Source organism: Sinomonas sp., assembly GCF_051955515.1.
Lineage (GTDB): Bacteria > Actinomycetota > Actinomycetes > Actinomycetales > Micrococcaceae > Sinomonas.
On record NZ_JBQCGQ010000280.1, the window covers coordinates 1 to 12,588 of the forward strand.

A 12,588-nucleotide genomic window follows, 5' to 3' on the forward strand; every position below is an offset into this window, starting at 1 on the left:
GACTGCGGGCCCGAGTCGGCGTAGACGTTCGTCTCGGCGCCCTTGAGCGTGTGCCGCCCCGGCTGCACGCCCAGGGCCGCCGGGGCGATCGGCAGCTGCCGCAGCTGCGCCTCGGTCACCGCCACCACCGCCCCGCCCCCCCGCCGCTCCGGCGCCACCCCCGGCAACCGGCCCCCCCAAACCACCCGCTCCGGCTCGGACCCGCCCAGCTGCCGGTACCAGTTCACCAGCATCCCCTCAGGCCGCTCCCGGCACGCCGCCCTCGCCGCCCCGCAAGACTGCGAATCCCCGAAACCCACCTCATCCGACAGACACGCATGCCCGTACGAATAGGAATAAGGATCAACCACACCCGCCGGCAAAGGCGGGAACTTGACTTCAACTACGCCGTTCCTCGTGCCATTGATCGAAAGCGTACGATCATCAAAATAGACGTCCGCCTCAGTGTCGGTGGGGATCAACGATGGAAGAAGGGAGAAGGCGATAATCGCCGCGGTCATCGTTTTCATCACGGAGCCTGTCCGAGTTGCCTCATGCTCCAAAGCCCGCTTTCGAAACTCGCGAACGCAGCTTTGGCATTCCCATTATTTCCGCCCTTTCGGGATTTGGCGACTGTGCCGTCGGTGGCGAAGATTGTCGACGGACTCTCCTCTAGCAAGAAGTAGCCGACCACCTGAGCGAGCGGATCGCGGATCATGTTCGAGCTGAACTGAGAGATTTTCCAACTCGGTCCGGAGGCCCATCCCTGCGAGGACCTTAATTGATCAATGTCCGAGATATAGGAATTGCAGACCTTACAGTCATTCGCAGAAACCGCGTCGAGCGCAGCGCTGTCGCCGGATTCGAATGAGTAGGTCGCTGCGTCGAACCAGTACTGCGTGAACGCCTCAAAGCCCTCTTTCGTGTTCTGCCTCGCCGCTTCCGGCAGTTCCGGCTTGGGCACGTTGCGCGCGGGGCCTCGGGAACTGGCCTGTGTGGGGCGCAGGTCGGGCGAAGGAGAGACCGGCGGACTTGCTTCGGGTGCAGTAGCTGGGCCGCCGCAGGCGACGAGCACCAGCAGTGCCGCGGCAACAAGGACGGCGCGCCACCCCCGCCTCATGCGGGTCCCACTTCGAACGCAACCCACTTGCCTTCATCGAAACGAGCGCGGATCGCCTGGACCCCGTCGCTCATTCCGCCCGTGTATCGAATGCCGACGTCGCCCGCTTTGGAATACGTCACTGAAGACGCTTCGGCGAAGCGGTAGATGCCCGTCACAGATTCGTCGGCGCCCGGCAGCATAGCGCTTTCGAACCCTTTCACAGTGCGTTGCGGGCCGATCCCCCAGCCCCCACCGTCGTAGAGCCGTCTTGCTTTCTCGACCTGCCGTTCGCACATCTTGCAGGACGGGGCGGAAATCTCGCTGACCGGAACAGGGTCGCCCGTTTCCCTCATGTACGTGATCGTGTCGAACCAGAACTGCGTAAAGGCTTCGAACCCCTGCTCCGAATTCTGCTTCGCGGCCTCCGGCAGCTGCGGGCGAGGCAGATGGCGAGCCGGACCATTGGAGCTTGCCGGGGTGGGGCTTGGATCCGAAGTCGGCCGAGCGGATTCTCCAGGAATTGCGTGAGGCGCGGCTGGACCAGCGCATCCGGTGAGCAAGCCGATGAGGCAACAGGCCATGAGAGCACGGAATAAGGACATTGACTTCCCCCGAGGTCGTTGATGTGCCGCCGCTGAACAGCAGGTGCGGGATCAGGCTACGCGGCTGATCCCGCCCTCAGTGGCGCTCTCGGCGCAATCTCCGTGGTGGTCCTCAGGGATCCGCAAGGGCTCAGGCGCCGCTGCGGTGCAGCGCGATCGCCCGCCGCATTGCGGCTCGCGCGCGCTTCCGATCGCCGGAAGCGTCATACGCCAGGCCGAGCCGGTACCAGGCACGCCAATCGTTGGGAGCGGCCTCGGTCTCCGCTTGGTACTTGGGGAATTCCGCGTCTGCGGCGTTCCGCAGGATCCGGCCGCCAGCGGTCCGTGGGAGGGTGTCCTCGGGGAGCCCGCCCTCGGCGTCGAGTTCGCGGCCGAGACGCTCAAGGCCAGCGCCGAACAGGAGCTCGCGGGCGAGAGCCCAGGCCCCGATGATAGGCAGGACAAAGTAGGCTGCGCCGATGACCTTCGCAATCGGCTGTGGGTCCGCGAGCAGCAGGATCGCGCGGTTGAACGTGAGCACGAGATAGAAGACCAGGAGCAGGGCAATGCCTGCGACCCACAGCTTCGTTCGGTGGGCCTTGAGCCATTCCACGTGTCAGACCCCCAGGTCCAGGTAGCCGTCGAGCCCCACGGTGAGCCCGGGGTGGGCGGCGACAGAACGGAGTCCGAGCAGAACGCCCGGCATGAACGACGCGCGGTCAAAGGAGTCATGCCGAATGGTGAGCTGCTCCCCCGGGCCGCCGAGCAGGACCTCCTGATGCGCCACGAGCCCGCGGAGCCGCACGGCGTGCACACGGACGCCGTCGACGTCGGCGCCGCGCGCGCCGTCGATCTGCTTCTGGGTCGCATCCGGGGACGGACCCACGCCTGCTTCGGCACGGGCGGCCGCAACGAGCTGCGCGGTGCGGACAGCTGTTCCGGACGGCGCGTCCACCTTGTCCGGGTGGTGGAGCTCCACGATCTCCACTGATTCGAAGTAGCGGGCGGCCTTGGCTGCGAACGCGCTCGCAAGGACGGAGCCGAGGGCGAAGTTCGGTGCGATCAGCACGCCTGTCGCGGGGCTGCCGGCGAGCAGTTCGCGGAGCTTCTCGAGCCGCTCTGGAGTCCATCCGGTGGTCCCCACCACGGCGTGGAGCCCGCGTTCGACGGCGAAGCGGACGTTCTCCTCGGTGGAGTCGGGCACGGTGAGATCGACCACGTAGCGCGCTCCGGCGTCGACCAGCGATTCGAGCGAATCGTTCCGGCCGAGGGCTGCGACGAGCTCCATGTCAGGGGCCGCCTCGACAGCCCTCACCGCCTCGGAACCCATGCGCCCGTTCGCGCCCAGCACTGCCACCGGAAGTCGTTCTGCCATGGGTTCAAGCCTAGTGGAGCGCGTCAGCCCAGAGCGGCGACCCATTCCTTGCCGCCGTCGTCGAAGAACTGCTCCTTCCAGATCGGGACCTCCGCCTTGACCCGGTCCACCAGATCCGAGCAGAGCCGAAATGCCTCTCCGCGATGAGCCGAGGACACCGCGCAGACGAACGCGACGTCGCCGACGCCGAGGTCCCCGATCCGGTGAGCGATCCACACTCGCATCGCCCGCTCGGACGGGCCGAAGCGGTCGAGGTGATCCGCGACGACGGCGTCCACCACCCCTCGCAGGGTTCGTTCCGCCGTCGGATGCGCTGTGTAATGGAGGCGGAGGACTCCGCGGCCCTCGTCGTGGTCGCGCACCACCCCGGCGAAAGCGACCACAGCGCCAGCGTCCGCCGCGTCGACCGCGTGCCGGGCGGCGAGTTCGTCGAGCGCGTCCGTGCTGACAGCGGCGTGCACAATCTCGACCTGAGAACTCGGTTCAGTGGCCATGAACGCCCTCCAGCTGGTCGCACAGGTGCCCGATGAGCGGGTCGAGGACGGCAAGGCCGTCCATGACACCGGACGGCGAACCCGGCAGGTTCACCACGAAGGTTGTCCCTGAGACTCCCGCATGGCCCCGGCTCAACGCCGCCAGAGGGGTCTTGTGGGCCCCCGCGCGGCGGATCGCCTCCATGACCCCCGGGATCTCGCGATCGAGGAGCGGAAGCGTCTCCTCGGGGGTCGCGTCGTCCGGATTGAGACCCGTTCCGCCGCTTGTGACGACGACCGCGGGCGAGAGCGCGAGCAGAGCGCGCAGCGCGGCACCCACAGGCCTGCCATCCGGCACCACGGCGGCGGGGATGACCTCGAAGCCATGCTCCACGAGCCAATCCTCGATCACGGGCGCTGAGCGGTCCTGGTAGATGCCGGTGGCGGCACGGGTGGATGCGATCACGATCCCTGCGCGGCGGGTCACTGCCCCTCCCCCGGGCCGGCGTCCTGCAGCACCCAGTCACCGCTCTTCCCACCGCTCTTGGCCAGCACCTTGAGCTCTGAGATGACGGCGTGCTTGTCGACGGCCTTGATCATGTCGTACACGCCCAGCGCCGCGACCGACGCCGCCGTGAGGGCCTCCATCTCCACGCCGGTGACGCCCCGTGTCTTCACGGTGGCGAGGATGCGCAGCGAGCTCTCGGCCATCTCGAAGTCGACGGTCACCTTCGAGATGGGCAGAGGATGGCAGAGCGGGATGAGGTCGGGTGTCTTCTTCGCGGCCATGATGCCCGCGACGCGGGCGACAGCAAGCGCGTCGCCCTTGGGAAGCCCGCCCTCGGAGAGGAGCGCGATGACCCCGGTGGTGGTTCGCAGGACGGCCTGCGCTGTGGCCTCGCGCGTGGTCTCGGGTTTCGCGCTGACGTCAACCATGTGGGCCGAGCCATCGGCTCGGACGTGCGTGAGCCCCTGGCCGGATTCGGTGCTGTTCACAGGAGCCATACTTCCACGGCGTCCCCCGCGGAAAGCCGGGTGACGTGCTCCGGCACCAGGACGAGCGCGTTCGACTCGGCGAGCGCGCCGAGCAGATGGGAACCCGGCCCGCCGACGAGCTCCATCGAACCGTCGGCACGCAGCCGAGCGCGCCGCACCTGGAGCTTGCCCTCGGGCGAGTCGAGCGGCTCGGCGAGCGGAAGGCTGAGCCGCGGCCTCAGGGCCGGGGCACCGAGCAGCTCGCTGAGCACGGGTCGCAGGAGGACTTCCCACGAGACCCATGAGCTCACTGGATTGCCGGGGAATCCGAGGAACGGAACGCCTTCGATGCTGCCGATTCCCTGCGGGCCGCCCGGCTGCATGGCAAGGTGCACGAAATCGACATCGTGCCGGGCGAGCGCGAGCTTGGTGGCCTCGAACGCGCCTTTCGACACACCGCCTGTGGTGACGATGAGGTCGGCCCTAGCCGCATCCGCCAGCGCGGCGAGCAGATCCTCGGGCTCGTCGCTGCGAACCGCCGTCGCCTCCGCCTCAAGACCCGCCTCGCGCAGCGCCGCGGTCAGCAGCGTCCCATTGGCGTCGTGGATCTGCCCCAGGCGCAGCGGCTCGCCGAGAGGCGCCAGCTCGGCTCCCGTGCTGACGACGGCGACGCGCAGCGGTGCCCGGACCTGCAGCTGGGCAATTCCCAGCCCCGCCGCCAGCCCGAGCTGGGCGGGTCCGAGTGGCGTCCCGGCGCGGAGGACGACGGCGCCCGCCCGGACGTCGCTGCCGACCGGCCTCACGAAGGTCCCCGGCTCGACGGCGGGGAGCGCCACGCTGGCGTGGTCGGCGTTGCTCGGGAACGACGGGGGATCGGCTCGCTCGACGGGGACGACGGCGTCAGCGCCCGAGGGGAGCATGGCTCCTGTCATGATCGGGGCGGCGTGGCCTGATGCAAGGGGGGCCGGAACGGAGCCGGCCGGGATTGCGGCTGCGACCGCGAGCTCCCTCCCCGATTCCTGGGAGCGGACGGCGAACCCGTCCATCTGGGAGTTGTCGAAGGACGGAAGGCTGGCGGGCGCCACGAGGTCGTGGGCGAGGGCGAGTCCCAGCGCCTCCGAGAGGCTGCGGGTCTGCGGGGGGCGCCCGGCGAGGGGCGCGAGGAGATTCCTGATGGCTGTGCGGTGTGCCTCCACACTCGTCCCCATGCGGTCAAGCTCCTCTCCTGTTGGGTTTCACGAGGCGTCCACGCCGATGCTGTGGTAGCCGGTCGCGCCATCGGGCGCGGGGGGCGCAACCTCCGAGGTCTGCACTGCCCCGCTGCCGTCCGTGGCCCTGACCGAGATCTGGTGCCGTCCGGCAGAGAGCGTGACCTTTGCGGACCATTGGTACCACGTGTCGCGGGAGATCCCGGTTCCCAAGGTGGCGGGCTGCCATGGGCCGTTGTCCACCATGACCTCGACGCGGGAGATCCCGCGGTGCTGCGCCCAGGCGACGCCGCCCACCATGACGTCGCCCGCGGTGACCTTCGCGCCGTCGCGCGGTGCGTCGATCCGGGAGGCAGTCTTGATCGGACCTCGCTCGGACCACCCTCGGGTGCTCCAGTAGGCAGAGTCAGCGGCGAAGGTCGTCACCTTGAGCTCCGTCACCCACTTGGTGGCCGACACGAAGCCATACAGACCCGGGACGATCATGCGGACCGGGAACCCGTGCTCTGGTGGCAGCGGCTCGCCGTTCATGCCGATGGCCAGGATCGCGTCCGTGCCCGGATCGCTGAGCACCTCGAGGGGAGTGCCGGCGGTGAAGCCGTCCACGCTGCGCGAGAGGACCATGTCCGCGCCCGCCTTCGGCTTCGCTTGGGCGATGAGTTCGCGGAGGGGCCATCCGAGCCAGCGGGCGTTGCCGATGAGGTTCCCGCCCACCGGGTTCGAGACGCAGGCGATGGTCACGTACCGCTCGATGAGCGGCTTTCCGAGGAGTTCCTGCCAGGTGAGGGTCACTGGCTGCTCGACCATGCCCGTGACCTCGAGCTTCCAGCTGGTGGGATCTACCGATGGGACCACGAGGGCCGTATCGATGCGATAGAAGTCGGTGTTGGGAGTGACGAGGGAGGTGACGCCCGGCGCGCTCACGGTGGCCTCCGCCGGGATCGGCGGCGCGGCCGACGACGGCGCAGGAAGCCGCAGCGCCTCCCGCGCGGCGCTGACGGCGAGACTCGTGCCGCGCACGACGGCGGTCACGGCGGCCCCGAGGGCCACGACGACGGCGCTGCCCGCCATCGCGCGGAGGAAGCGTCGGCGGGACATGGCCCGCTCGTCCGGACGCTCTTCATCGCGGATCAGCCGCACAAGCCAGCGGATCAGCGCGACGGACACAGCCGCCGCGATGACGGCGCAGACAATCGCGAGCGTATTCGAGAGCGAGCGGGTGGCGACGGCGGCGATGCCGACCACCCCGATGACGACCACCACGGCTGCTCCCGCACCCGTACGTCGCAGTTCGAGGAGCCCGGCCACGGCGCCGAGCGCGAGGAGGACGATCGAGATGACCACGACGAGGAACGTCTTGTCATTCGTGCCGAACGTCTGGATGGCCCATTCCTTGGCCGGTGAAGGAGCGAGGTCGACGACGGCGCCTCCCACCGCCGACACCGGGCTCAGGGAGGGGCTCGCGAGCCCCGCGAGCAATTCGCCGGCGAGCACGCCGGCGATGGCTGAGAGCGCGCCCGCAGACGCCGCCCACCAGCGGAGGTGACCCGACATACCTCCAGAATAGAAGGGTGCGTGGCGTAACGTAGACCTATGACCGTCCAGCTCGGAATGCCGCTGCTGCCCTCGAGCACGCGCGCAGCCACCGTGGACCGTCCAGCCTTCGAAGGACTCCGCGACCGCTACGGACGCGTCGCCACCGACCTGCGCCTGTCCCTCACCGACAAGTGCAATCTCCGCTGCTCGTACTGCATGCCCGCGGACGGTCTTCCCTGGCTCGCCAAGCAGGCCGTGCTCACGGCAGATGAGATCCTCCGCCTGGTGCGGATCGGCGTGGACAGGCTCGGTGTCCGCGAACTCCGGTTGACCGGCGGCGAGCCGCTCGTCCGGGCCGACGTCGTCGAGATCGTTGCGGGCCTCCGCCAGGCGCACCCCGAGCTGCCCATCGCTCTGACGACCAACGCCGTCGGCCTCGACGCCAAGGCCGCCCCGCTCAAGGCGGCGGGACTCAGCCGAGTCAACATCTCCCTCGACACGCTCCACCCCGAGACGTTCGCGCAGCTCACCCGGCGCCCGTTCTTCGACCGCGTCCTCGCGGGCATCGAGGCCGCAGACGCGGCGGGGCTGGGACCGATCAAGATCAACTCCGTGCTCATGCGCGGCATCAACGACGGCGACGGCGCTGACCTGCTGGCGTGGTGCCTCGAGCGCGGCTACGAGCTCCGCTTCATCGAGCAGATGCCCCTCGACGCCGACCACGGCTGGACGCGGGAAGGCACGGTCACGGCCTCCGAGATGCGTGAGCGGCTCTCGGCGAGATTCCGCCTCTCCCCCGACCCGCGCGCCCGGGACGGAGCGCCAGCGGAGCGCTTCGAGGTCCGCCTGCCGGGGACCGACGACGTGCTGGGCATCGTCGGGATCATCGCCTCCGTCACCGAGCCCTTCTGCGCCGACTGCAAGCGCACTCGGATCACGGCCGAGGGCAAGGTCATGAACTGCCTGTTCTCCCACGAGGAAACCGACCTTCGCGACCTCATGCGCGGCGGAGCGGACGACGACGACATCGCAGCCCGCTGGCAGGATGCGATGTGGCTCAAGCCCCGCGCCCATGGCATGGGGCACGTAGGCCTCGGCGCCGCCGACTTCGTCCAGCCTGACCGCTCCATGAGCGCGATCGGGGGCTGACGCACTCCATGGTGATCACCCTGCGCTACTACGCTGCCGCCTGCGCCGCTGCCGGCGTCGACACCGAGAAGCTCGAGGTGCCCCAGGGTGCGACCCTCTCGTTCGTTCTGGAACGGCTGGCCGACGGCGATAGACCCACGGAGCCCGGTTCTCCGCCTCTCACTGACGTCCTCCGCCGCTGCTCTTTCTTGGTCAACGAAATCGCCGCGAAGGATCGGGATCGGCCACTCGCCGACGGCGACCTCGTGGACGTCCTCCCGCCCTTCGCTGGCGGCTGATTTCGGCGTAGCGTGGAGGCAAAGTCTTCCGGAGGTCGGCCATGAAGCGCATCTGGACCCGTTGGCTCCCTGCGGCTGCTGTGCCCGCCGCGATCGCCGTCGGAGTGCTCGCGGGAGGTGCGGTCGCGGAGACGCCGCCGCCCCCTGCCACCCCGCAGCAGGTCCTGGCGCTCGCCGCGGGACACGCAGCTCAGCAGTTCTCAGGCGTGGTCGAGGAGAAGGCAGACCTGGGACTGCCCTCAATCCCGTCGCAGGCCCTCGCTCCCGCGACGAGCAGCTCCAGTCTTGGCTCCGAAGCGTCGATCCTCGAGCTCCTGACCACGCCGCACACCGCCCGCGTCTACGCGGACGGGCCCACGAAGCTCCGGGTCCAGATCATGGACGAGCTCGCCGAGCGCGACGCGGTCCGCAATGGAAACGACGTATGGACGTTCGATTCCAAGGCCAACGCCGCGACCCACGCAACGCTCCCTGCCACCGCCCCGCACGAGAACGCCACGCCGAGCGCCCCTCCGATCACTCCTGACCAGCTGGCCCAGCGGTTCCTCGCCGCCGCCGACTCGACGACTTCCATCACGCTCGGGCCCTCGGCCTCACTGGCCGGGCACGGCGCCTACACGCTCGTGCTGTCACCGAAGAGCGCAGGAACACTCGTGGCATCCGTGCACATCTTCGTCGAGGCGAAGACCGGTTTCCCGCTCGGCGTAGACGTCTACGCCAAGGACCAGGCCACACCGGCCTTCCACTCCGCGTTCACCCAGCTCGACCTCGCCGCGCCCGCCGCCTCGGTCTTCGCCTTCACGCCGCCTCCCGGGGCAACCGTGAAACAAGAGCAGGCGCCCACCGAGAAGACCGCTCGACCCGCTGCCCCTGCAAAGCCAGCGGCCGCCGGAAAGGGCTGGGACGCCATCGTGACGCTGCCCGCAAGCTCGGTGCCCGCAGGCCTCCTCGACGCACCGCTCGTGAAGCAGCTCGCAACGCCGGTAGCGGGCGGCAGGGCTCTCTCCTCGTCGCTGGTGAATGTACTCGTCACCAACGACGGACGGATTCTCGCGGGCGCCGTCCCGCTGTCAGCCCTCGAGGCAGCCGCCAAGTGAGTTCCGCCACTGACGGCGACCCTCAGACGGCGGTCCGCACCCGCGGACTCACAAAGCGCTTCGGGCGTCACACGGCAGTGGACAGCCTGAACCTCGTGGTGCCGAAAGGCGCCGTCTTCGGCTTCCTCGGACCAAATGGCTCCGGAAAGACGACGACGATCCGCATGCTCCTCGGGCTGGTCTCCCCTAGTGAGGGCCACGCCGAGGTTTTCGGCGAGGAGATGCCCGAGCACCTCGCATCCGTACTGCCGCGAGTGGGCGCGCTGGTTGAGGGACCAGCGTTCTACCCCTTCCTGACGGGCGAGGCGAATCTCCTCCGACTCGATACGGCGGACCTCCGGGCACCGCGCGGCACGCGCCGTCAGCGGGTCGCCGCCTCTCTGGATCGCGTGGGCCTCTCGCACGCTGCGCACAAGAAGGTCCACGCCTACTCGCTCGGCATGAAGCAGCGGCTCGGCCTCGCAGCCGCCCTGCTCGCCCCGCGGGAGCTCCTGGTGCTCGACGAGCCGACCAACGGGCTCGATCCCCAGGGAACCCGGGAAGTCCGCGGCCTCATCCGCGATCTCGCTCGGGACGGAACGACGGTCTTCGTCTCAAGCCATCTGCTCGCCGAGGTCGAGCAGATCTGCACGCATGCTGCGGTGCTCCGCGCTGGCCGGCTCGTGGCCCAGGGAACCCTGGACGAGCTGCGCGGTTCGGCGCGCCACCGGATCGAGCTGCGGACGCCCGACTCGGCCCGGGCCATTGACGTGCTGCGTCAGCTCGGTCTGCAGGCAGAATCCTCCAGATCCGGGACGCTCGTGGCGGAGGCCAACGGCGCACCTCCTGCCGAGGACATCGTCGCCGCGCTCGTCTCCGCGGGAGTCCGGGTGCGGGGCTTTGCGGCTGATGCCGCCAGCCTCGAGGAACGGTTCGTGGAACTCACGGGAGAGGGGTTCGATGTCGCCGATTAGCGGCCTGGCAAGCAGCAGGCTCGTCCTGTCCGAACTCTCGGTCCTGTTCCGGCGCTGGCGGACGTGGGCCATGCTCGCAGCCCTCGCTGCTGTTCCCGTCCTCATCGCCCTCGCCGTCCGGTTTTCGCCGAACCGGCCCCCGAGCGGCCGTGGCCCGGCCTTTCTCGACCAGATCACGCACAACGGCTTCTTCGCAGGAGTCGTGGGCCTGGTGGTCAGCACTCCCCTGTTCCTGCCGCTGACCGTCGGAGTCGTCTCAGGCGACACGATCGCGGGTGAGGCGAATCTGGGGACGCTCCGCTATCTGCTCGTTGCACCGGCGGGACGCGTGCGGCTGCTCGCGGTCAAGTACCTCTCCGCCGTCGTGTTCTGCCTGGCGGCAGCACTGGCGGTGGTCGTCGGCGGCACCGCTGCCGGTGCCGCCCTGTTCCCGCTGGGGCAGGCGACGCTGCTGTCCGGCGACACCATCGGACCCGGTGAGGCGTTCGGCCGCCTCCTGCTCATGGCCCTGTACGTCGCGGTGTCGCTGCTCGGCCTGTCCGCCATCGGCCTCTTCGCCTCGACCATGACGACCGTGCCGGTGGGTGCCATGGCCGCCACGGTCGTTCTCGCGGTCGTGTCGCAGGTGCTCGACGCCCTCGACCAGCTCGACTGGCTGCACCCTTGGCTTTTCAGCGACCATTGGCTCGGGCTCGCCGACCTGCTGCGCGAGCCCATCTCGTGGACATCGTTCGGCGAGAACGCGCTGCTGCAGTTGGGCTACCTCGCGCTCTTCGGCGCTCTCGCCTACGGCCGCTTCACGACCAAGGACATCCTGTCCTAGAGGCTCAATCCGCTCTCGCTGCTCAGCCCGAACGTCTCGGTCTCCTCGAACGGGCCTACCACCGTGACCGAGCGCGGCGCGGCGCCCAGCTGGGCCGCGAGGCCGCGAACCTGCTCCGCGGTGACGCCACGGATCTGCGACAGCGTCTCGTCCACGTCCTGGAACTCGCCCGAGACGAGCTCTGCCCTGCCGAGACGTGACATCCGCGATCCCGTGTCCTCGAGCGCGAGCACGATGCCACCCGAAAGTTGGCCGACGGCCTTGCGCAGCTCGTCCTCCGTCACACCGTGCGTGGCGAGCTTCGAGAGCTCGGCGTCCATGAGAGCCAGCACCTGCGGCACCTTGGCCGGTGAGCACCCGCCGTACATGCCGAAGTAGCCGGCGTCCGCGTAGGCCGAGGCGAACGAATACGTCGAGTACACCAGCCCCCGCTTCTCGCGGATCTCCTGGAACAGCCGCGACGACATGCCCCCGCCGAGCACAGCGTTGAGCACGCTCATCACGTATCGGCGATCATCGGTCGCCGTGATCGAGGGGCACCCCACGATCACGTTCGCCTGCTCGACCTGCCGCTTCACGACCGTCAGGCCAGGGCGGCCGAAGATCTCAGCAGCCACGGTGGAACGGCGCTCAACCGGCGCAGCGCCGTCCTCAAGCTGCCATCCCGCGTTCCGCAGCGCCTCAAGCACGAGGCGGCAGACGACGTCGTGATCCAACCCGCCGGCCGCGGTCACCACGAGTTCGGAGGGGCGGTAGTACCGCCGGTAGTGCTCCCACACGGAGTCGCGGGCAACGGCGCGGATGGCGTCGGGTGTGCCGCCGATGGGACGGCCGAGGGGGTGCTCCCCGAGCACTGCCGCAACGAAGTGCTCGTGGGCGACGTCCGTGGGATCGTCGCCGTCCATCGCGATCTCCTCGAGGATCACGTCGCGCTCCTGCTCGAGCTCGTCGGGATCCAGGACGGCGGATGTCACCATGTCGGCGATGACGTCGATCGCCATGGGCAGATCGGTGTCGAGAACGCGCGCGTAATAGCACGTGCTCTCCTTCGCGGTAGCC

Annotated in this window: 15 protein-coding genes and 1 pseudogene; 5 read left to right on the top strand and 11 right to left on the bottom strand. The window is 69.0% G+C overall.

Annotation, left to right across the window (positions count from 1 at the left end; translation table 11 throughout):
- From ACTHL9_RS16265 to ACTHL9_RS16310, 10 genes and pseudogenes are all read right to left on the bottom strand, one after another.
- Positions 1–509, bottom strand: a pseudogene (locus tag ACTHL9_RS16265) (hypothetical protein); the annotation flags it as partial.
- Positions 509–1,099: a DUF6318 family protein gene (locus ACTHL9_RS16270; protein ID WP_440520322.1), complete on the bottom strand. Its 591-nt coding sequence runs from the start codon at positions 1,097–1,099 to the stop codon at positions 509–511. The gene ACTHL9_RS16270 and the pseudogene ACTHL9_RS16265, both read right to left, overlap by 1 nt.
- Positions 1,096–1,683 carry a DUF6318 family protein gene (locus ACTHL9_RS16275; RefSeq protein WP_440520323.1) on the bottom strand — a complete coding sequence of 196 codons (588 nt, stop codon included), beginning with the start codon at positions 1,681–1,683 and terminating at the stop codon, positions 1,096–1,098. Before ACTHL9_RS16275 ends, ACTHL9_RS16270 begins: the two co-directional genes overlap by 4 nt.
- Before the next feature lie 130 nt (positions 1,684–1,813).
- Positions 1,814–2,275 (bottom strand): tetratricopeptide repeat protein, encoded by a 462-nt coding sequence (locus ACTHL9_RS16280; protein WP_440520324.1) that lies wholly within the window; start codon positions 2,273–2,275, stop codon positions 1,814–1,816.
- A 3-nt stretch (positions 2,276–2,278) separates the two neighbouring features.
- The gene (dapB, locus tag ACTHL9_RS16285) at positions 2,279–3,037 is read right to left on the bottom strand and encodes a 4-hydroxy-tetrahydrodipicolinate reductase (protein ID WP_440520325.1); all 759 of its coding nucleotides are present in this window, start codon (positions 3,035–3,037) and stop codon (positions 2,279–2,281) included.
- 23 nt (positions 3,038–3,060) lie between these two features.
- Positions 3,061–3,531, bottom strand: a complete 471-nt coding sequence (locus ACTHL9_RS16290; RefSeq protein WP_440520326.1) for a molybdenum cofactor biosynthesis protein MoaE — start codon at positions 3,529–3,531, stop codon at positions 3,061–3,063.
- The gene (locus tag ACTHL9_RS16295; protein WP_440520327.1) at positions 3,521–3,997 is read right to left on the bottom strand and encodes a MogA/MoaB family molybdenum cofactor biosynthesis protein; all 477 of its coding nucleotides are present in this window, start codon (positions 3,995–3,997) and stop codon (positions 3,521–3,523) included. The genes ACTHL9_RS16290 and ACTHL9_RS16295 overlap by 11 nt, the downstream gene beginning before the upstream one ends.
- On the bottom strand, positions 3,994–4,515 hold the full coding sequence (moaC, locus tag ACTHL9_RS16300; protein WP_440520328.1) for a cyclic pyranopterin monophosphate synthase MoaC: 522 nt from the start codon (positions 4,513–4,515) through the stop codon (positions 3,994–3,996). The genes ACTHL9_RS16295 and moaC overlap by 4 nt, the downstream gene beginning before the upstream one ends.
- Complete coding sequence (locus tag ACTHL9_RS16305; RefSeq protein ID WP_440520329.1) at positions 4,503–5,693, bottom strand: molybdopterin molybdotransferase MoeA; 1,191 nt, start codon at positions 5,691–5,693, stop codon at positions 4,503–4,505. The genes moaC and ACTHL9_RS16305 overlap by 13 nt, the downstream gene beginning before the upstream one ends.
- 27 nt (positions 5,694–5,720) lie before the next feature.
- Entirely contained in the window at positions 5,721–7,247 is a 1,527-nt protein-coding gene (locus ACTHL9_RS16310) for a molybdopterin-dependent oxidoreductase (RefSeq protein WP_440520330.1), read from the bottom strand.
- Between the two features lie 39 nt (positions 7,248–7,286).
- Between ACTHL9_RS16310 and moaA the strand changes: the two genes are divergently transcribed.
- From moaA to ACTHL9_RS16335, 5 genes are read left to right on the top strand one after another with little or no spacing between them, the layout of a single operon-like run.
- Positions 7,287–8,378 carry a GTP 3',8-cyclase MoaA gene (moaA, locus tag ACTHL9_RS16315; RefSeq protein WP_440520331.1) on the top strand — a complete coding sequence of 364 codons (1,092 nt, stop codon included), beginning with the start codon at positions 7,287–7,289 and terminating at the stop codon, positions 8,376–8,378.
- An 8-nt stretch (positions 8,379–8,386) separates the two neighbouring features.
- On the top strand, positions 8,387–8,656 hold the full coding sequence (locus ACTHL9_RS16320; protein ID WP_440520332.1) for a MoaD/ThiS family protein: 270 nt from the start codon (positions 8,387–8,389) through the stop codon (positions 8,654–8,656).
- A gap of 41 nt (positions 8,657–8,697) precedes the next feature.
- Positions 8,698–9,753 carry a LolA family protein gene (locus ACTHL9_RS16325; RefSeq protein ID WP_440520333.1) on the top strand — a complete coding sequence of 352 codons (1,056 nt, stop codon included), beginning with the start codon at positions 8,698–8,700 and terminating at the stop codon, positions 9,751–9,753.
- Positions 9,750–10,706, top strand: coding sequence for an ATP-binding cassette domain-containing protein (locus tag ACTHL9_RS16330; RefSeq protein WP_440520334.1), 957 nt, complete (start codon positions 9,750–9,752; stop codon positions 10,704–10,706). Before ACTHL9_RS16325 ends, ACTHL9_RS16330 begins: the two co-directional genes overlap by 4 nt.
- Complete coding sequence (locus ACTHL9_RS16335) at positions 10,693–11,529, top strand: ABC transporter permease (protein ID WP_440520335.1); 837 nt, start codon at positions 10,693–10,695, stop codon at positions 11,527–11,529. Before ACTHL9_RS16330 ends, ACTHL9_RS16335 begins: the two co-directional genes overlap by 14 nt.
- Here ACTHL9_RS16335 and ACTHL9_RS16340 read toward each other — a convergent pair.
- The coding region (locus tag ACTHL9_RS16340) for a M16 family metallopeptidase (RefSeq protein WP_440520336.1) at positions 11,526–12,588 on the bottom strand (1,063 nt) is incomplete at its 5' end. The genes ACTHL9_RS16335 and ACTHL9_RS16340 overlap by 4 nt on opposite strands.

Bases quoted from the DNA above. Each gene is read 5' to 3' on its own strand.
- ACTHL9_RS16310 (WP_440520330.1), bottom strand. From the start codon at position 7,247: ATGTCGGGTCACCTCCGCTGGTGGGCGGCGTCTGCGGGCGCGCTCTCA.
- moaC (WP_440520328.1), bottom strand. From the start codon at position 4,515: ATGGCTCCTGTGAACAGCACCGAATCCGGCCAGGGGCTCACGCACGTC.
- ACTHL9_RS16275 (WP_440520323.1), bottom strand. From the start codon at position 1,683: ATGTCCTTATTCCGTGCTCTCATGGCCTGTTGCCTCATCGGCTTGCTC.
- ACTHL9_RS16290 (WP_440520326.1), bottom strand. From the start codon at position 3,531: ATGGCCACTGAACCGAGTTCTCAGGTCGAGATTGTGCACGCCGCTGTC.
- moaA (WP_440520331.1), top strand. From the start codon at position 7,287: ATGACCGTCCAGCTCGGAATGCCGCTGCTGCCCTCGAGCACGCGCGCA.
- dapB (WP_440520325.1), bottom strand. From the start codon at position 3,037: ATGGCAGAACGACTTCCGGTGGCAGTGCTGGGCGCGAACGGGCGCATG.
- ACTHL9_RS16270 (WP_440520322.1), bottom strand. From the start codon at position 1,099: ATGAGGCGGGGGTGGCGCGCCGTCCTTGTTGCCGCGGCACTGCTGGTG.
- ACTHL9_RS16325 (WP_440520333.1), top strand. From the start codon at position 8,698: ATGAAGCGCATCTGGACCCGTTGGCTCCCTGCGGCTGCTGTGCCCGCC.
- ACTHL9_RS16335 (WP_440520335.1), top strand. From the start codon at position 10,693: ATGTCGCCGATTAGCGGCCTGGCAAGCAGCAGGCTCGTCCTGTCCGAA.
- ACTHL9_RS16320 (WP_440520332.1), top strand. From the start codon at position 8,387: ATGGTGATCACCCTGCGCTACTACGCTGCCGCCTGCGCCGCTGCCGGC.
- ACTHL9_RS16305 (WP_440520329.1), bottom strand. From the start codon at position 5,693: ATGGGGACGAGTGTGGAGGCACACCGCACAGCCATCAGGAATCTCCTC.